Here is an 18,123-nt window from a genome sequence, read left to right as displayed (position 1 = left end):
AGTGGAGAGGGAATAGAAACATGGCGGAAACAGACCGCAAGGACGAATGTGGCTGGCAATTCTGGATTGACCGTGGCGGCACATTCACCGACATCGTCGCGCGCCGTCCGGATGGCAGCCTGCAGACGCATAAACTTTTGTCGGAAAACCCGGAGGCCTACAAAGACGCAGCCATTCAGGGCATTCGCGAGCTTCTTGGCCTGAAAAACGGTGATCCGATTCCCTCCAAACGAATCGACGCCGTCAAGATGGGCACGACCGTTGCGACCAACGCGCTGCTGGAACGCAAAGGCGACCGCACGGCCCTGGTCATCACCGAGGGTTTCCGCGACGCGCTGCGGATCGCCTATCAGGCCCGTCCGCGTCTGTTTGATCGCCGGATCATCCTGCCCGAACTGCTTTACGAGAAAGTTGAAGAGGTCGAGGAACGCGTTGACGCCAGTGGCAAGATCCTGACGCCGCTGAACCTCGACGACCTGCGCCCGCGCCTTCAGGCGGTCTTTGACGACGGCATCCGATCCGTCGCCATCGTCTGCATGCACGGTTACCGTTATTCAGACCATGAAAAGCAGATCGCAGACATGGCCCGGGAAATCGGCTTTACCCAGGTTTCCACATCGCATGAGACCAGCCCGCTGATGAAACTGGTCAGCCGGGGCGACACGACCGTGGTCGATGCCTATCTGTCCCCGATCCTGCGCCGCTATGTAGAGCAGGTCGCCGGTGAACTGGGCGATGTACGTTTGCAGTTCATGCAATCCAATGGCGGCCTGACGGATGCGGCCCTGTTCCAGGGCAAAGACGCGATCCTATCCGGCCCCGCGGGCGGTATTGTGGGGTCCGTCCGCACTTCTGAACAGGCCGGTTTCGGCAAGATCATCACCTTCGACATGGGCGGTACCTCCACCGACGTTGCCCATTACGACGGTGAATATGAACGCGCCTTTGAAACCCTGGTCGCCGGTGTGCGAATGCGCGCACCGATGATGCAGATTCACACAGTGGCCGCCGGTGGCGGCTCCATGTGCATGTTCGACGGGTCGCGTTACCGTGTCGGTCCGGAGAGCGCGGGTGCAAATCCCGGTCCGGCCGCCTATCGCCGCGGCGGCCCGCTGACGGTCACCGACTGCAACGTCATGCTGGGCAAGCTTCAGCCCGAATTCTTCCCGCCGGTATTCGGTCCCAACCAGGACCAGCCGCTGGACAAGGATGTGGTACGCGAAAAGTTTGAAGCCATGGCCCGCGAGATCAAGGCAGCCACCGGCGACGAGCGCAGCGCGGTCGAGGTCGCCGACGGCTTCCTCAAGATCGCCGTCGAAAACATGGCCAACGCCATCAAAAAGATTTCGGTGCAGCGCGGTTACGATGTGACCGAATACACACTGACCTGCTTTGGCGGTGCTGGCGGACAGCATGCCTGCCTTGTGGCTGACGCGCTTGGCATGACCAAGGTTATGCTGCACCCCTTTGCTGGCGTTCTGTCTGCCTATGGCATGGGTCTGGCGGATGTGCGCGCCCTTCGGGAACAGGCCGAGGAACTGCCCTTTACCGAAGAAAATATCCCGCTGCTGGAAAAGGCATTGAACGCCTTGGGCGAAGAAGCCTTCAAGGAAGTTCATGATCAGGAAATCGCAGAGGAAAAGATTGACGTCCTTCGCAAGGTCCATGTCCGCTATGAAGGGTCCGACAATGCCATGGAGGTGGCTTTCGGCACCCTGGCGGAAATGAAGGCTGCCTTTGAAGACGCCTATCGCAACCGGTTCGGCTTCACCATGGGAGACAAGCCGATGATTGCCGAAGCCATTGCGGCGGAAGCCGTCGGCCACACCTTCGATCTGGGTGAAACCGGCAGCATCAATGAAGGCAACCTGCCGGAAGCCCTGGCGGAAGTTGATGCCTATATGGCGGGCAATGACTGCAAGGCCCCGGTTTATGACCGTGACGCGATGAAGCCGGGCAATGTGGTCAACGGCCCTGCCGTAATCAAGGAACGCACCGGCACCAACGTGATCGAGCCGGGCTGGCAGGCTGTCATGACCGAAATCGGCAACCTGGTGATCACCCGCGTCGAACCGCTGTTGCGGACGGAAGCCATCGGCACCGACTGCGATCCGGTCATGCTTGAGGTCTTCAACAACCTCTTCATGTCGATCGCAGAGCAGATGGGCTATACCCTGCAGAACACCGCCTATTCGGTGAACATCAAGGAACGTCTGGACTTCTCTTGTGCGATCTTTGACGCCAAGGGCCAGTTGATTGCCAACGCACCGCATATGCCGGTCCACCTGGGCTCCATGGGGGAAAGCATCCGGGCCGTGATCAACGGCAACAAGGATGCGATCAAGCCAGGTGACGTCTATGTGCTGAATGCCCCCTATAACGGCGGTACGCATCTGCCGGATATCACGGTCGTCACCCCGGTCTTCGACGATGCGGGCAAGGAAATCCTGTTCTATGTTGGCAGCCGTGGGCACCATGCCGATGTGGGCGGCATCACGCCGGGCTCCATGCCGCCCGATTCCAAGCATGTGGAAGAAGAAGGCGTCGTTATCGACAACTTCAAGCTGATCGACCAGGGCAGCTTCCGCGAAGAAGCCTTCATCGACCTGCTGAAGTCCGGCAAATATCCGGCACGTAATCCGCAGCAAAATCTGGCCGACATCCATGCCCAGGTTGCCGCGAATGAAAAAGGCGTGCAGGAACTGCGCAAGATGGTCACCCATTTCAGCCTGCCGACGGTGCAGGCCTATATGGGTCACGTCCAGGATAACGCAGAAGAATCCGTCCGCCGTGTCATAGACGTCCTGAAAGACGGCAGCTTCACCTATCCGATGGACGACGGCAGCGTGTTGAAGGTTTCAGTCACCATCGACAAGGAAAACCGGTCCGCAAAAGTGGACTTCACCGGCACCAGCGAACAGCGGCCGACCAACTTCAATGCGCCGTCCGCAGTTTGCCGGGCAGCGGTGCTCTATGTCTTCCGTACGCTCGTCAATGACGAGATCCCGATGAACGAAGGCTGCCTGAAGCCGATCGACATCGTGATCCCGGAAGGGTCCATGCTGAACCCGGTTTATCCTGCCGCCGTTGTCGCCGGTAACGTGGAAACCTCCCAGGTGGTGACCGACACGCTCTACGGCGCGCTGGGCGTGATGTCCGGTGCACAGGGTACGATGAACAACACCACCTTCGGCAACGACACTTACCAGTATTACGAAACGGTTTGCGGCGGTTCCGGTGCAGGTGACGGTTTCGATGGTACGGATGCGGTCCATACCCATATGACCAACTCCCGCCTGACCGACCCTGAAATCCTGGAATTCCGCTATCCGGTCCTGCTGGAAAGTTTCGAAATCCGCAAAGGGTCCGGTGGCAAGGGCAAGTGGAAGGGCGGCGACGGCACCACCCGCCGCCTGCGCTTCCTGGAAGAAATGGATGTCGTCATCCTGTCCAACCACCGCAAAGTGCCACCCTATGGCATGAATGGTGGCGAACCGGGTGAGCTGGGCCGCAACTGGGTCGAACGCACGGATGGCGGCCATGAAGAAATGACCGGCACCGACAAACGCCATGTGATGCCCGGTGACGTCTTCGTCCTGCAAACCCCCAGTGCCGGTGGCTTCGGCAAGCCGGACTAATAATAATAAAAACGAATACCCTCCCTCTACCTGTTGCAGGCGGCGTTCCCCCGAGCGTCGCCTGTTTTTTCTTTGCCCCAGAGGCGCTAGACTACTAATGAGAAGCAACCGAAGCTTGAGAAGTTGGAAAGGCCCATATGACCGATCGTATCGTCTCCTCCGCCCATCTCGTCTCAGAACAGGCCGCCGAACTCAGCGAATATGAATATGGCCTGATCGTCGCATCCAATGCGTTCTACCGCTGGATTTCGCGCTGTATGGCCGCCAGCGGCAGTGGTGACATGAGCCCCCTTGAGGTGTTGGTCCTGCATACACTGAACCACCGCGACCGGGAGAAACGGCTGGCCGATATCTGCTTCACGCTGAATGTCGAGGACACGCATACGGTCAACTACGCGATCAAAAAGCTGTTGAATGCCGACCTGATCAAGCGGGAAAAACGCGGCAAGGAACAGTTCTATTCGGTTTCGGAGACCGGCCGCGAGGCCTGTGCGGAATACCGCAAGGTCCGGGAAAGCTGTCTGGTTGCGACACTTGGCGCATTGGGCAATGTCCATGCGGAGGAAATCAGCGCCGCCGCACGGGTTTTACGCGCGCTATCAGGGCTTTACGATCAGGCGGCCCGATCCGCCACCAGCCTGTAGACAGCCTCACATATATCTGAAGATCAGGCAGGTGTTGCAAACGGGCTTTTGCCCCTATATCAGGCATGAACCCTGATCAAATCAACGGCGGGACAAAGACATGGCGCTCAGTATCGACGAATTGGTGGAAAATTTCGAACTCTTCGACGATTGGGAAGACCGCTATCGCTATATCATCGACCTGGGCAAGAAGCTGCCGCCCATGCCGGAAGAGGAAATGGTCGAGGACAACAAGGTCCGCGGCTGCATGAGCCAGGTCTGGATGACCAGCCGCCTTGAAGGAAACTCGCCGATCATGCGGTTCAATGCCGATTCGGATGCCTTCATCGTCAAGGGCCTGATTGCCGTTCTGATGCTGATCTACGATGGTCAGTCCCCGGAAAAAGTGGCGAACACCGATGCGCTGGAATTCATGACCCGCGTCGGCCTCGACCGTCATATAAGTCCCAACCGCCGCAACGGCTTGGTCGCCATGGTGGAACGCATCCGTCACGATGCGCAGGCACAATTGGCCTGAAGCTGTATGGCCCGGACAAATTAATTAGATATAATTTTATCGAAATTCTGTTGATGGCTACCCGCTGACCCTTTAAGGATTCTAGACATATAAAGAATATAAAACCGCATGGTTGGAAGCGGCGGTTAGTGCCTGAAATCGGGCTTGGGGTGGTCAATTGGGGTCTGGGAGTGTCGTGTTCCGTTCTTGGACGGTTCCGCCATTACAGTCCAGTTTTAGTTTCAGTTAACCTTTCCACCTTAGACTCCCCCTTAGGTCATGGACCCGGCCTGCTGTACTGACGCCGCCGAAGCAGCCATCGCGGAAACAGTCGGAGGGATTATCAAGGTGAGCGAAGCCACAGACGTTGGGACACCAACGGAAGTACCGGAAGACAATCGCCAAACATCAATCTGGACATTGAGGCGGGTTCTGCTGATCCTGTCGGTCCTGTTTTCCGTCGGTATCATAGCCAATCAGATCTGGACCGCAGATTCATTCAGAAAACTGACCTTTTCCGTTTTGGTCGGCACATCCGAGGACACCCTAGGCGTATTGGTCAACGAGCGCGTCAGCACGCAATACGAAGGAAAGCTGAATAAATTGGTGTCTGACTGGGTACGCCGCCCGGAATTCACCGGTCCCGCGAAGACCAAGAACGAAAAGGCATTGCTGGCCCTGACCGACGAGGTCTACAGCCACGCCGACTTCACAAACGGCATCTTTCAATTTGTGAATGTGAATTTCATCGACGCCGACATGAAGATCATGGCCCAGTCCCCAAAGGGACAGGGAGAGACGGTCCTGTCGACGCCAGGTCTGGTCGACGAGCTTTTGGCCCGGGACAAGAAAGCCCAACGCCAGGTCGCAATGTATCGCTGGGTCACAAAGGACGGCCGGCCCGTTCACAGCATCATCGCGCCCTTGGGCGGCTTCCGTGTCATCGGTTTCATGGAGCTGGTCACGGACCCGCAAGTGACCCTGCCCGGCCTCAACACCGCCATGGGCGGCGACTTCAAACTGACCGACGTGAATGACGGCATCGTCTTCGAGGAAGACCTTCCCCAACCCACGGCGACGGCATCGGAAGACAATGCTGATCAGGCCGCCGCGGATGAAACCACAGACAACCAGAGCGCCAATGAAGACGCCGCCGGTGACGGAAACGCGGAAATGCCTGCAGACGAATCCGTGGTAGCGGTCCCGGCCAATGAAAACATGCTGACAACGCGTGTCGATATCCCGGACAGTTTTGGCGGCACCTGGGCCCACGCCCTGATCACACGCGATATGAGCAACCTGAACCAGTCGCTTGCCAATACACGGAACCTTGCAATCATCGTTGTTGTTGCCGGACTGGTCGTCGCCTGGGCCATCGGCTGGGTGGTCCTGCAATCCGTGACTTTCAGGCCGTTGCGCCGTTTTGCCACCGCCATGAACCAGATCGGTGATGGCGAAACCGATGTGGACATCCCGAAAACCGGCCGCGATGAAATGGCGGTCATGGCACGTGCGCTGGAAAAACTGCGGCGCAGTTCCGTCGAATTGAAGGAAATGCAGGCCCATGAGGAAGAACGCAACCGGGCACGGCGCAAGGAAATCCAGGACAAGCTGCAGGAAATGTCGCAGAAACTGGACGACGAACTTCGCGTGACTGTCGCAGATATCCAGCAGAACATGAAGCGCCTGGAAGGGATCGCTGATGAAATGTCTTCATCGGCCCAGGATGCCGAAGGTCGCTCCCAGACTGTTGCTGCCGCCGCACAACAGGCAACCGACAGCGCGGAATCCGTGGTCGGCGAGACGGAGCAGGTGACCGAATCCTTCCGGGAAGTCATGGACCTTGCCAGCCGGTCCGGCGATGTCGCGGGGCGTGTCTCCGACGAGGCGCAGCAAGCCAGCGAGACAGTCACTTCCCTGGCAGAAGACGCCCGCAAGATCAGCGATGTGATCACCCTGATCAACGAAATCGCCGATCAAACCAATATGCTGGCGCTGAACGCCACCATCGAGGCCGCCCGGGCCGGAGAAGCTGGTAAAGGCTTTGCCGTGGTGGCCTCCGAAGTCAAAAATCTGGCCAACCGGACGACAAAGGCGACGGAGGAAATCACCGCCCAGATCACCCAGGTGCAGAACCGCACGAAGGTAACGGTGGATGCCATTCAGACCATTTCGGAAACGATCGTGCAGATGAGTGAAATGGCCGACAACATTTCCAGAACCGTCGAGGCCCGCACCGAAGGCACACGCCAGATCACCGCAAACGTCCGTGGCGCTGCAGAGGCAACCCGTGGCGTGACGGAGGATATCAGTGAGGTGACCAGCCGTGCGGCCCATGTGGGTGAGTTGTCTCAGCAGGTACGCACCGGCGCGGCCGAAGTCTCCGAGGGGATCAACACCCTGCGTGACCGCCTGTCCAAAATCCTCAACTAGACAGCACCGCACAAACCGAAAAATCGCCTCCCGCAGATGTCTGCGGGGGGCGATATGCCTTGCGTCATTACGACCCTCCGTTAGTGAACGCCGATAACAGAAGCTTTGCCCCACCTCACGTTGGCGGGTCATGGCGGCGGCGCTATACTCGTCCCCAACAAATGACAATTACATATTGGGAAACGTCATGGGGACGAGCACAGCCACCAAAGCAAATTATCAACCGGCCCTGGAAAAGCTATTGACGCGGTTTGGAGATCAGGCATCCACAGCGGAATCCGTCCGGGATCACCACGGCCACGGCGAAGGCTGGTTTCCAACCAATCCGCCGGATCTTGTGGTTTTCGCGAAAAGCACCGAAGACGTGGCAGATGCGGTCAGGATTTGCGCGGAACACAAGGTTCCGGTGATTCCCTATGGTACCGGCACTTCGCTGGAGGGGCATCTGAATGCACTGGAAGGTGGGGTCAGCATCGACCTTTCCCAGATGGACGAAGTTCTCTCTGTGAATGCAGAGGATCTGGACTGCCGCGTTCAGGCCGGCGTGACCCGTGAACAGTTGAACGAACATCTGCGCGCCACGGGCCTGTTTTTCCCCATTGACCCCGGCGCCAACGCCAGTCTGGGCGGCATGACCGCGACCCGCGCCAGCGGCACCAATGCGGTACGCTATGGCACGATGCGCGAAAATGTGTTGGGGCTGACTGTCGTCACCGCCGATGGCCGCATTGTGAAGACAGGCGGACGAGCCCGAAAATCAGCCGCCGGGTACGACCTGACACGGATTTTTGTCGGCTCCGAAGGAACGCTTGGCATCATCACGGAAGTGCAACTGCGCCTCTACGGTATCCCGGAGGCAATCTCCAGCGCGGTGTGCCAGTATCCGGACCTGGAAAGCGCCGTGAATACCGTCATCCTGACGATCCAGTCCGGCATCCCCATCGCACGGATTGAATTGCTGGACGATATTCAGATGGGGGCCTGCATCACCTATTCCGAATTGGAGGGGTATGAGGCGAAACCCACCCTGTTCTGCGAGTTTCACGGAACCGAGGCCAGCGTTCAGGAACAGGCGGAACAGGTCAAGGCGATCTCCGATGAATTCGGCGGCAGCGCCTTTGCCTGGACCAGCAAGACCGAGGACCGCAACAAATTGTGGAAGGCGCGTCACGACGCCTATTTTGCAGCCAAGACCCTGGCGCCTACCAAGAAGGGCATGGCGACCGATGCCTGCGTACCGATCAGCAATCTGGCCGAATGCATCCTTGAAACGCAAAAGGATGTCCAGGAAAGCGGCCTGATCGCCCCGATTGTCGGCCATGTGGGCGACGGCAACTTCCATCTGGTTTTACTGTTCGATCCGGATGACGCAGAAGAAATGAAACGCGCCAAGGGACTTGTGGAACGATTGAACCACCGCGCCATTGCCTATGGCGGGACCTGCACGGGCGAACATGGCATCGGCATCGGCAAGATGCCTTATCTCACCGCAGAACACGGTGAGGCCATCAGCCTCATGCGTGCCCTGAAGAAAGCATTCGACCCGGATAACATCATGAACCCGGGCAAGATGATTTCCGTCTAGGACAGAACAAGGAACAAGGCGGCGAGCGTCCTGTCTCGCCGCCTTTTCTCTATCTATTGCCTGTCAGCCTTTTTCGAAGACCACATAAATCTTGCGGGCAGGCGCTATCGTTTCCCAGGTGCCCGAGAAACCGGCGGGAATGACAAAACTGTCGCCAACCTTGAAGGTTTTGGACTGACCGGCATCGTCCGAGATTTTCACCTCGCCCGCCAACAGGTGACAGAATTCTTCCTCACTATAGGAAACCTTGTGAACGCCGGGTTCACCGGTCCAGAAACCAGTGCTGAAAACACCACTGTCATCGTCGTAGAGATTGGTGACGGTCTGGGCGGGATTACCGCTCAGGACCTTGTCTGCGTCGGGTGAGAAGGAAATGGTCTCGGCCTGTGCCTGGGCGAAGTCGACAATATTCTGAACACTTTTGGACATGAAGCCTCCGGTTAATATGTTATCAACCGGATCAAGCCTCGTTTGCACCATGAGATCAAGGGACAGAAAGGGCCGGACCGCTGGGCCAGCCCTGTCCCGTTCATATGTCAGGGTCGCCAGAACGGCTTGCTCACTTCTTTACGAACCTCATCACAACTGATCCCGGCGTCATCCAGCAGATAACATTCCATTTCGGCCAGATAGCGGCGCTCCATTCCACGCGCATACCATTTCCCCAGCACGTCCCAGAATGTGCGCAAAGGCGAGGTAAAGGACCATGACGGGTCCGGACGCCGGCAGTTCGCGAGGCATGGCTTGGTCACGTCTTGCATGGTTTTGCTCCTTAGTCTAGGAATTCCGGCCTTGGATCTTCCTGTCCCGCCGGATAGCATAGACATAAGATATGTTTGCCCTTACAAAGCTACAAACGGGAATATCTTAGGGTCAGGGACAGGATAACTTAGCCATGCCGTCAGCACGCCGCCTACCGCCACTGAACGCCATTCGCGCCTTTGAAAGTGCCGCCCGGCAGGAAAGCTTTGTGGCCGCTGCGGACGAGTTGCATGTAACGGCATCTGCGATCAGCCAACAGGTGAAAAGCCTGGAGGAATGGTTGGGACTGGAGCTGTTTGTCCGCCAGCCGCGCGGCCTGATGCTGACCGATGCGGGGCGGCGCTATCTGCCCACCCTGACGGAAATGCTCGACCGGTTGTCGGATGAAACAAGAAGGCTTCTGGACACCCGCCAGGACCAGAGCCTTACGGTAACGGCCATGCCGTCTCTGGCGGCACTTTGGCTTGTTCCCCGGCTGCACCGCTTTACCGACAAGCACCCGGATATCTGCGTGCGCATCGCAACCTCCAGCCGCCTGATGGATTATACCCGCGAGGGCATCGACGTCGGTATCCGCTATGGTCTGGGGAATTATGCCGCCCTGCATACCGAACACCTTATGGATGAAGATATCACGCCGGTTTGCAGTCCCTTGCTGTTACAGAAGGGGCCGCCGATCAATTCCGTTGAAGACCTGCTGCAACATCGATTGCTGGTGGATGGCGGCAGCCCCCTGCCCAACACAAGAATCTGTTGGGAACAGTGGCTGAAAGCCTTTGGGCTGGAAGATGTAGATTTCAGCAGCAGTCTTGCCTTTGATGACACGCATCTGACGACAATGGCCGCCACGGCCGGGCGCGGGATCATGCTGGGGCGCAGCGTCCTGATCGCCGATGCGGTTGCATCCGGTGCCCTTGTCCGTCCGCTGGACATTGCGCTGCCTGCCGGGGCTTCCTATCATTTTGCCTGTCCGGAAGATTATCTGGACCTTCCCAAAATACAGGCCTTCCGCGCCTGGCTGCACGAAGAGGCGCAACGCCCGACCAGCGACGACAACTGACCTGCGTTCACAAGTCTTTTCCAACCACAAATGGGGATAGACCGCAATCGGCCCTTCCCCCATTATGGAACGATCATTCCAAAGGAAACGTTAAATGGTTGCACGCCTGGTTGTTCCGATCGCGATTGCCGGGGCCTTGATCCTGAGCCTCAATCTGGGGGTCCGACAGTCATTCGCGCTGTTTCTGGACCCGATCACCCATGCCAACGGGTGGAGCCAGAGTACATTCGCACTGGCGATTGCCGTACAGAACCTGCTTTGGGGTGTGTTCACCCCCTTTGCTGGCGGGCTGGCGGACCGTTTCGGCGTCTTCAAGGTTCTTCTAATCGGCGGCCTTACCTATGCTGCCGGCACCGTGGTGATGGCATTGGCGTCATCGGAATTCACATTCGTCAGCGGTGCAGGCGTCCTGATCGGCCTGGGAACCGGCGCAACAGGTTTCCCCCTTGTCCTTGCCGCCGTCGGTAAGATCGTATCGGACAAGAACCGGCCGCTGATCCTGGGGATCGTGACCGCAGGCGGTTCGTTCGGCCAGATCATTCTGCCGCCCCTGGCGCAATCCCTGATCCAATGGACAGACTGGCAATCAGCCCTCTATATCCTGGCCGCGGTGGCACTGCTGTTCCTGCCGCTGGCCGTCACCTTGCGGCTCGGCACGGGTGAGGATGCACATGCGGGACCGACCCAGTCCCTGTCTTCCGCCCTGCGTGAGGCCAGCAAGCATTCCGGTTTCTGGCTTTTGAATGCCGGTTTCTTCGTCTGTGGCTTTCACGTTGTCTATATCGGGACCTATCTGCCGGTCTATCTGACAAGTTGCGGCCTGACGCCAATGATCGGTGCCACCGCGCTTTCTGTCATCGGAGTTTTCAATCTGATTGGGACCTTTGGCGCGGGTGCGCTGGGCACGCGCTTCCGGATGAAATATCTGTTGAGCGGAATTTATGTGGCACGCGCGGCAGCCATTGCAATTTTCATGGCTTTCCCTGTCACGGAGGCAAGTGTGTTGTTGTTCTCTGCGGCCTTCGGCCTGCTATGGCTCAGCACCGTACCGCTCACCTCCGGGATCGTTTCCCAGGTTTTCGGCCCGCGTTATGTGGCGACCCTCTTCGGCATTGTCATGATGAGCCACCAGATCGGGGCATTCTTCGGGGCATATCTGGGAGGCTTTATCTTCGACCTGACCGGCTCCTACGACGGTGCCTGGGGTGTATCCATCGCATTGGGACTTTTCTCCGCGCTGGTGCATCTGCCGATCAAGGACGCCGTTCTGCGCAGGGCAACGACACCTGCCTAGGCGGGTTCATCGGACGGCAGATCGTCGCTTTCCAGCCGTTTGCCGTCCAGATCCCGTTGGTCCCGATCATGCTGCGCCTTTTCTGCCGCCTTCTGCCCTTTTGTCCGGCCGTGCTGCCGGCGGTTTTGTTCCGCTTTGGCCGCGTCAGCCTCTCTTTTCCTGGCTTTGCGGACCTGCCTCAAATTAATAACGTCACCCATAACTGCCTACCTGGTTCCGTTGCTCCGACAAGGTTCATTCTAGCTGTTTTTACCGGCAACGAACAGAGGCCGGGCATCCAACGCCTTGAAACAGCACTTAACATTTGCAACCGGACCTGTAGCATGGCATCCCGGTCGACAGGCTCGGATATTTGGAGTGGGACGTGCAGAAACTCGTACTGGCCTCAATCGGATTGTTGATCGCCGTCGTCGGCGCGGTCTTCCTGCTGCCCGTCCTGTTTGACTGGAACAGTCTGAAACCCACTCTGCAACAGGCCCTGGAAGAACGGACGAATTGTCCCGTTTCCATCTACGGCGATGTGTCGCTGAACTGGCTGCCCTCGCCAACACTGAAGGTTGGCGCATTTTCCCTGGGCGAAACGAGTGCAAAACCGCTTTTCAGCGCAAAAGGGCTGGAAGCGAAGGTGCCGCTGTCCGCAGCCTTTACCGGTGACCTGGTTGCAGAGAAAGTGCGTCTTGTCGAACCTGCCATAATCCTGAGCCCCGATCGCCTGTGCAATCCGACAGAACACACTGTCACCACGCCGGGTGAAATCGCGGACGGCAAGTCCGGCAGTGAGACCAAAATCGCGCTGGATAATGTGGAAATCGTCAATGGCCAACTGTCCTGGACCTATGCGCCTGATACGACCCCACTGGAGATTTCAGGCTTCAACGGCACCGTTGCACTCAACAAGATCGTCAGCCGATTGGACCTGACAGGCGAAGGAAACTTCCGTGGACAAACGAGCGAGGTCAAAACCTCTCTCTATCTGCCAACCGGCGACGTGCCTTATCGCATGTCGGGCACATTTTCCTGGCCGGAAAGAAACCAGTCGCTGCAATTCAAAGCCCGGTCCGCAGGTCTGCCGCCGAAAAATGAGATCACGGGAAGCGTTGAACTGAACCTTGCCGGAGATTCGCTCAACATCGACAGCGGTAAGCTCCCCGCCGTACTCGCGGGACAGGAACTGAAAGTTGCCTCCGACTATGTGCTGGCCGATCAGCGGCTGACCCTCAACAATATCGACGCCCATTGGGGCCCGATACATATGTCCGGCGCAACGACCGCGCGGCTGGGACTGAACCCCAACATTGACACGGTCCTGACCGTCCGTCCCCTCGATCTGGACAGACTGCTGACGGGACAAGATGCAGCCGTCACAAAGACAGGTGATGCCTCGCCTTCAGACAAGAATACAAAAACAAAACGACCGGCTTTGGGACTTGCTTCCCTGATGCAGGCGACGGATATCCTGGGCGTTCTGAGCCAGCCCGGCTACAGTCTCGGCCTCGAAGTATCCGTCGATGCCGTTCGCATTGGCGGGGCCGTCATGAAAGACACGGGCTTTCACATTGCCGTCGGCGATGGAACGGTGACCCTGGATCATTCGAGAATACAGCTTCCCGGCGGGTCTGACCTTTCGGTTCTCGGGTTCCTGTCCTCCCAGAACGGGCAACCACATTTCGAGGGCGGCGTCTCCTTCCAGTCGGACAACCTTCGCCGCTTCCTACGCTGGGCCGGAATGCCAGCCACCGGAATACCGGCAGACCGTCTGCGCAGCATCCAGATTGCCGCCAATCTTGCCGTAGAGCCGGGCAAAATTTCTTTCCCGGGCTTCTCCGCCAGGCTGGACACAAGCAACGTCACCGGCAATGCACAGCTAACCAGCCAGCCTTCCTTTTCCATGTCACTGGCGACGGATGTTCTGAATCTGGACGCCTACGCCCTGGATGAACGCCTGCCGGAACTGCTTGCGCTGCTGGCATCGCAGGATGTCAAAGCGGGAGGCCTTGTCTCCCCCGCCGCAGCCAGCTCATCGGCCCCCTCCCCGGCATTATTGGACTGGGATATCGCATTTTCAGCCAAGCACCTGACCTTTGCTGGACGCCCCAGCCGGGACGTTTCGGTCAAACTGCGCCGCTCCAGCAATTTCCTTGCGGTTGAAAATTTCACCGTTGGCGACTTTTACGGGATGCAGATCAACGGTCAGGCCAGTGTGCAACAGGACCAGGTCGCCAGCCAGGTAAACTTCCTGATGCCGTCCCCCTACAGGACAGTGACGCGACTGGGCGCGCCTGCGTCGGTGCGAAATCGCCTGCGCAATGTCGGTAATGCTGTCGGCCAGATTGTCCTGGCAGGTCCGCTTGGGGCCATGCAGACCGATATTCGGTTCAACGCAAAGGATCACAGCCTGTCAGTTCGGGGAAAAACCGCCTTGCGTGCGGAGGGTCTTGAGTTGCAGCTTCAGGACAGCAACCTCTCCCTTCCGGGGCTGGAGCTTCGCGATGTGAATGGTACGACAGGCCTGAACCTGAACGGTGACCTGACATGGACTGGTTTCAAGGCGAAATGGCTGGAAGCACCGCTGACGGCCACAGGCAAGGCGCTCGCCTCGCCGGGCGGTTACAATCTCGATACGGATTTCCAGATCGGCCTGCGGCCTCTCACCAACCGGTTCATGTCCATCGGCCGCTATCTGGTTGTGGACGGCGCCCCTGTTCTAACGGGCCACCTGACCGCACGATCCGGCTTCCTGGACAATCCCGCAATAGCCATCAAAGGACAAGGGCAACTCTCGGGGATGGTAACGATCCGCCCACTGGAAGAGATGAGCGCCAACAACCGCATCCGGCAGGCAAAAAATCTCGCCCATTTCATCCAGCAACATTATGCCAAATCCCAGGCACCACTAACGGGTGACCTGTCGATCGACGGGGGGCGGATTGATTTCCGCGAGATCCGCGCCACCGCCCCGGACGCGGCGGCAACCTTCGGTGGCTGGGTTGATCTTGCGAATAACCGGATATCGACGGAACTGAACCTGTTTGAGACCGGACGTCAGGATATGCCGCATTTCCGGCTTCAGGCCCATGGGGATTTGCAGTACCCCGCCATAAAGGCGTCAGGACAATGGATTAGCGGCAGCCCATAAGGGGCTGCCGCTCACAATCGCCATGCTGTTCCCGATGCCGCTTACTGTGTCATCAGGGACTGCAGCACATAGGTCCTGATCGCGCTGGACAGGTTACCCGTCCGTTGCTTGTCGATTTCAGTCACCATCTGGTTCACTGAAATCTCGCGTTCATTGGCAATGCTACGTAAAGAATCCCAAAAAACATTCTCTAATGAAATACTGGTCCGGTGTCCGGCGATGACAACCGACCGCTTCTTGATTTCGGCAGGATCATAATCCGAAGAAGCCATTATTATTCCCATTTTCGCCCCTACAGAAACACTAATTCCGGCTGTCCCGAACATGTTGTGCCCTTCACGGGCTCTCCACGCCGGTCCATCCTCTCTCTCGGCGCTAGAAACTATCATCAGTTTCTTAACGAATGCTTACCGCAATAGATGCAACCCTCAAGATATTTAATAAAAATTGATTAACTCTTTTCTCTCTTTACGGGTTTCCGCCGCGCGGCAGAAATTGCAAGCCACGCCCAGTCTTTCAACCGGACGTCGTCCTCCAGGATTTCATCGGGCACCAGGAAATAGGACAACGACACAGGTTTTCCACTGCGCCGATAGGTAAATGGCCGGGCACCCTCAGCCTCAAATATGGGCAGGTTTTTGGTATCCGCCTTCAAATAAAGACAGTCGTCCGTGACCAGTGCAAACATTCTGCCGTCACTGTAGATCCCGGCCCCGCCAAACATCGCGCGCGCGGACAGTCCGGGAATACCGGCCAGTTGATCCAGAACATAGTTCAGATATTCCCGCGAGACTGCCATGGGTTACCGCCCGGCACGAATGAAATCCGCAACCGCTGCCACAGCCGCGCGCCAGTTCTCTTCAGCCGTCAATCCGCTTGCCTTACGCGGCTTCAGGTCGTGGTCACCATCCGGGCACCAATGAAGATCAAAACTTTCAGGCAAGGCCATCGCCTCAACCTCGTCCCGTTTACCAAAGCTGTCGCGCTCCCCCTGACAGATCAGTACAGGTGCGCGGATATCCGGGAAATGCTCCACACGAAGTTTTTCCGGCTTGCCGGGTGGATGGAAGGGGTATCCAAGACAGATCACCCCCTTAATAGCCTCTTCCGGGTCTTCCGATGCCAGCAAGGTCGCCATACGGCCCCCCATGGACTTTCCGCCGATAAAGACGTCGCGCCCGGAATATCTATCCACGATCTCCCGCCAGGCATCCAGCAACTTGGGCGCCCTGTCCGGCGGACGCTTTTTGCCGTCTGTCCGCCGTGCGGCCATATAGGGAAATTCGAATCGGATCACGCCGATCCCGGCAGCCCCCAGCCCTTCGGCAAAAAAGGTCATGAATGGCGTATCCATTGGCGCACCCGCGCCATGCGCCAGGATGAGAATCGGTCCCGTCTCAATCGGGCCGTTGGTCAATATGGCCATAATTTCCTGCCCCCTTCCATCGGCGAACATGTTCAAATATTCCGCCATCCGCTCGCAATTATTGTTTCACGTCAAGGCTCTGTTAAGATTTTTGATTGTATAAACAAAGCATCTGCTATTACCATAATCCTGGCTGGACTAGGGGAGCTAGCGGCGACAACAACTGGGGAAATGAGGAAGTGTCTGACATTGCCTTAGCCGATACTCAAGATCTGACAACCGGTGACGATGAACAACTGGTCACCATGACGGTGGACAACCAGTTGTTTGGGATACCGATTCTCAAAGTCCAGGACATTGTCGAGCCGGATCAGATCACACCTGTACCACTCGCACCGAGCGCCATTGCCGGCGTCCTGAACCTGCGCGGGCGCATCGTCACCGTTATTGACCTGCGCGAATGCCTGGGTGCTGAGACGACCGACGACTATCGCAAACAGATGAGTGTTACGGTCGAATACAAAGGGGACCTCTACACCCTGCTGGTTGACAGCATCGGTGACGTGCGGTCCCTGCCCCGGAAAAGCTTCGACAAGGCCCCGGCGACGTTGGACGACAACCTGAAGCGGGTTTGTTCTGGTATTTTCCGCCTGGAGGAAGACCTGCTGGTGGTTCTGGATGTGGAACGCATCCTGGACGAAGAGACCATTAAAAAGACGCGGCCGCGCACGCGCCGTCGTCCGCGGCCACAGATCGCCGCCCAGAAACAACAGGCCAAAGCTGCGAATTCCGACGAAAAGCCGGACGAAAGCGAGGCGGAAAAAAAGCCTGAGGCCAACACCAATGAACGCGATGCCGCCAAGGTCGTTCTGAAAGTTGGCCGAAAAGACAATGAGAGCGCGGCAAGCCAGCCCGCAGCCGCCAAGGTAAAAGAAGACAAGAAGCCTGCACCGGCCGTTGAAAAGGCTCCGGACAATCCGGCCCCTGCAGCCGCCTCCGGTGCAGACGCCGAGGCCCGCGCCATGCAGGCCGTCGAGCTTTATGCCGCGAAAATTGACAGCGACCCGGTTCTGACCGACCTGTTCAAGGACGTGAGCGATCCGGATATGCTCGACATGCTGGTCGCCCTGTTCAATGCAGCTTTCGGCGTTTCTAAGACCCCGACGTTGGAGCAGGCCTATATGAAGCTGATTACCCAGCCCGGCCTTGCCGACGACCATTTCATCACCGCAGGCACCGCCCTTCATTCCACACTGGTGGAGATGAATACCTCCAACGAGGAGGTTGACAAGATCATGAAGGTGGTCGACGAAACCCGTATCAAGGCGTTGGACAGTTAGTCCAGCAAATGCCGAAATCAAAGCCGTCCATCTTTGGGCGGCTTTTTTATATGCAAAGAAGAAACCCGCATCCTCCAGAGGCCTGCGGGCTTCCTTCTCCCTTCAGTAGGACAAGCGCTCTAGTGGGCGCTTAGTTCCAGATGGTGTATTTCGTCCTTCAAATGGAGTTTTTCATGTTTTAGTTCGCGGAGGACCTCATCGTCAGGCATAGGGCGGGCCATTTCCTGGTCCACCTGTTTCTTAAGCTCCGTGTGGCGGGCTTTGAGCGAGGAGATGCGGTCGTGTATGCTCATGGAAAAACCTCCGCTATTGCAAGTTGCATTTGCGGGCAGGCCCCAGCCTTCCATAAGGCACTTTGCGGGAAATAAT

Annotated in this window: 16 protein-coding genes; 9 read left to right on the top strand and 7 right to left on the bottom strand. The window is 57.6% G+C overall.

Going from position 1 to position 18,123, the window contains the following annotated elements; translation table 11 throughout:
* Positions 1-20: 20 nt before the first annotated feature.
* From IF205_RS07765 to IF205_RS07745, 5 genes are all read left to right on the top strand, one after another.
* A complete protein-coding gene (locus IF205_RS07765) occupies positions 21-3,638 on the top strand; it encodes a hydantoinase B/oxoprolinase family protein (RefSeq protein WP_259782721.1) in 3,618 nt (1,205 codons plus the stop codon).
* 137 nt (positions 3,639-3,775) lie between these two features.
* Positions 3,776-4,282, top strand: a complete 507-nt coding sequence (locus IF205_RS07760) for a winged helix DNA-binding protein (protein ID WP_259782720.1) — start codon at positions 3,776-3,778, stop codon at positions 4,280-4,282.
* A gap of 100 nt (positions 4,283-4,382) precedes the next feature.
* Entirely contained in the window at positions 4,383-4,799 is a 417-nt protein-coding gene (locus IF205_RS07755; RefSeq protein WP_259782719.1) for a SufE family protein, read from the top strand.
* Between the two features lie 327 nt (positions 4,800-5,126).
* On the top strand, positions 5,127-7,211 hold the full coding sequence (locus tag IF205_RS07750) for a methyl-accepting chemotaxis protein (protein ID WP_259782718.1): 2,085 nt from the start codon (positions 5,127-5,129) through the stop codon (positions 7,209-7,211).
* Positions 7,212-7,398: 187 nt separating this feature from the next.
* Positions 7,399-8,796, top strand: coding sequence for an FAD-binding oxidoreductase (locus IF205_RS07745; protein WP_259782717.1), 1,398 nt, complete (start codon positions 7,399-7,401; stop codon positions 8,794-8,796).
* Positions 8,797-8,859: 63 nt separating this feature from the next.
* Here the strand turns inward: IF205_RS07745 and IF205_RS07740 are convergent, their stop codons facing one another.
* Together IF205_RS07740 and IF205_RS07735 are read right to left on the bottom strand one after the other, a co-directional pair.
* Complete coding sequence (locus IF205_RS07740; protein WP_259782716.1) at positions 8,860-9,225, bottom strand: cupin domain-containing protein; 366 nt, start codon at positions 9,223-9,225, stop codon at positions 8,860-8,862.
* A gap of 107 nt (positions 9,226-9,332) precedes the next feature.
* Positions 9,333-9,557: a DUF1127 domain-containing protein gene (locus IF205_RS07735; RefSeq protein WP_259782715.1), complete on the bottom strand. Its 225-nt coding sequence runs from the start codon at positions 9,555-9,557 to the stop codon at positions 9,333-9,335.
* A gap of 134 nt (positions 9,558-9,691) precedes the next feature.
* Here IF205_RS07735 and IF205_RS07730 point away from each other — a divergent pair, with 134 nt between their 5' ends.
* Positions 9,692-10,618 (top strand): transcriptional regulator GcvA, encoded by a 927-nt coding sequence (locus IF205_RS07730; RefSeq protein WP_259782714.1) that lies wholly within the window; start codon positions 9,692-9,694, stop codon positions 10,616-10,618.
* 94 nt (positions 10,619-10,712) lie between these two features.
* Positions 10,713-11,912, top strand: coding sequence for an MFS transporter (locus IF205_RS07725; protein ID WP_259782713.1), 1,200 nt, complete (start codon positions 10,713-10,715; stop codon positions 11,910-11,912).
* On the opposite strand, the gene IF205_RS07720 is transcribed toward IF205_RS07725, so the two are convergent.
* The gene (locus tag IF205_RS07720) at positions 11,909-12,112 is read right to left on the bottom strand and encodes a DUF4169 family protein (protein WP_259782712.1); all 204 of its coding nucleotides are present in this window, start codon (positions 12,110-12,112) and stop codon (positions 11,909-11,911) included. The two genes, IF205_RS07725 and IF205_RS07720, sit on opposite strands and share 4 nt — an antisense overlap.
* Positions 12,113-12,276: 164 nt before the next feature.
* On the opposite strand from IF205_RS07720, the gene IF205_RS07715 reads away from it, so the two are divergent.
* The gene (locus IF205_RS07715; RefSeq protein ID WP_259782711.1) at positions 12,277-15,048 is read left to right on the top strand and encodes an AsmA family protein; all 2,772 of its coding nucleotides are present in this window, start codon (positions 12,277-12,279) and stop codon (positions 15,046-15,048) included.
* Positions 15,049-15,089: 41 nt separating this feature from the next.
* Here the strand turns inward: IF205_RS07715 and IF205_RS07710 are convergent, their stop codons facing one another.
* The 3 genes from IF205_RS07710 to IF205_RS07700 form a co-directional block, all read right to left on the bottom strand.
* Entirely contained in the window at positions 15,090-15,320 is a 231-nt protein-coding gene (locus IF205_RS07710) for a ribbon-helix-helix domain-containing protein (protein ID WP_259782710.1), read from the bottom strand.
* Positions 15,321-15,499: 179 nt separating this feature from the next.
* Positions 15,500-15,847: a TfoX/Sxy family protein gene (locus IF205_RS07705; protein WP_259782709.1), complete on the bottom strand. Its 348-nt coding sequence runs from the start codon at positions 15,845-15,847 to the stop codon at positions 15,500-15,502.
* Between the two features lie 3 nt (positions 15,848-15,850).
* The gene (locus tag IF205_RS07700) at positions 15,851-16,474 is read right to left on the bottom strand and encodes an alpha/beta family hydrolase (RefSeq protein WP_259782708.1); all 624 of its coding nucleotides are present in this window, start codon (positions 16,472-16,474) and stop codon (positions 15,851-15,853) included.
* A 179-nt stretch (positions 16,475-16,653) separates the two neighbouring features.
* On the opposite strand from IF205_RS07700, the gene IF205_RS07695 reads away from it, so the two are divergent.
* Positions 16,654-17,754 carry a chemotaxis protein CheW gene (locus tag IF205_RS07695; RefSeq protein WP_259782707.1) on the top strand — a complete coding sequence of 367 codons (1,101 nt, stop codon included), beginning with the start codon at positions 16,654-16,656 and terminating at the stop codon, positions 17,752-17,754.
* Positions 17,755-17,873: 119 nt separating this feature from the next.
* On the opposite strand, the gene IF205_RS07690 is transcribed toward IF205_RS07695, so the two are convergent.
* Positions 17,874-18,047 carry a YdcH family protein gene (locus IF205_RS07690; RefSeq protein WP_259782706.1) on the bottom strand — a complete coding sequence of 58 codons (174 nt, stop codon included), beginning with the start codon at positions 18,045-18,047 and terminating at the stop codon, positions 17,874-17,876.
* Between the last annotated feature and the right edge of the window lie 76 nt (positions 18,048-18,123).

This window comes from Aestuariispira ectoiniformans (genome assembly GCF_025136295.1).
Taxonomy (GTDB): domain Bacteria; phylum Pseudomonadota; class Alphaproteobacteria; order UBA8366; family Aestuariispiraceae; genus Aestuariispira_A; species Aestuariispira_A ectoiniformans.
Note: the sequence above shows the minus strand (reverse complement) of the source record. Positions and strands in the feature narration are given on the sequence as shown.

Excerpts from the sequence above, each read along its gene's own strand:
- IF205_RS07765 (WP_259782721.1), top strand. The coding sequence starts at position 21 with ATGGCGGAAACAGACCGCAAGGACGAATGTGGCTGGCAATTCTGGATT.
- IF205_RS07760 (WP_259782720.1), top strand. The coding sequence starts at position 3,776 with ATGACCGATCGTATCGTCTCCTCCGCCCATCTCGTCTCAGAACAGGCC.
- IF205_RS07755 (WP_259782719.1), top strand. The coding sequence starts at position 4,383 with ATGGCGCTCAGTATCGACGAATTGGTGGAAAATTTCGAACTCTTCGAC.
- IF205_RS07745 (WP_259782717.1), top strand. The coding sequence starts at position 7,399 with ATGGGGACGAGCACAGCCACCAAAGCAAATTATCAACCGGCCCTGGAA.
- IF205_RS07740 (WP_259782716.1), bottom strand. The coding sequence starts at position 9,225 with ATGTCCAAAAGTGTTCAGAATATTGTCGACTTCGCCCAGGCACAGGCC.
- IF205_RS07735 (WP_259782715.1), bottom strand. The coding sequence starts at position 9,557 with ATGCAAGACGTGACCAAGCCATGCCTCGCGAACTGCCGGCGTCCGGAC.
- IF205_RS07730 (WP_259782714.1), top strand. The coding sequence starts at position 9,692 with ATGCCGTCAGCACGCCGCCTACCGCCACTGAACGCCATTCGCGCCTTT.
- IF205_RS07725 (WP_259782713.1), top strand. The coding sequence starts at position 10,713 with ATGGTTGCACGCCTGGTTGTTCCGATCGCGATTGCCGGGGCCTTGATC.
- IF205_RS07720 (WP_259782712.1), bottom strand. The coding sequence starts at position 12,112 with ATGGGTGACGTTATTAATTTGAGGCAGGTCCGCAAAGCCAGGAAAAGA.
- IF205_RS07710 (WP_259782710.1), bottom strand. The coding sequence starts at position 15,320 with ATGGCTTCTTCGGATTATGATCCTGCCGAAATCAAGAAGCGGTCGGTT.
- IF205_RS07705 (WP_259782709.1), bottom strand. The coding sequence starts at position 15,847 with ATGGCAGTCTCGCGGGAATATCTGAACTATGTTCTGGATCAACTGGCC.
- IF205_RS07700 (WP_259782708.1), bottom strand. The coding sequence starts at position 16,474 with ATGGCCATATTGACCAACGGCCCGATTGAGACGGGACCGATTCTCATC.
- IF205_RS07690 (WP_259782706.1), bottom strand. The coding sequence starts at position 18,047 with ATGAGCATACACGACCGCATCTCCTCGCTCAAAGCCCGCCACACGGAG.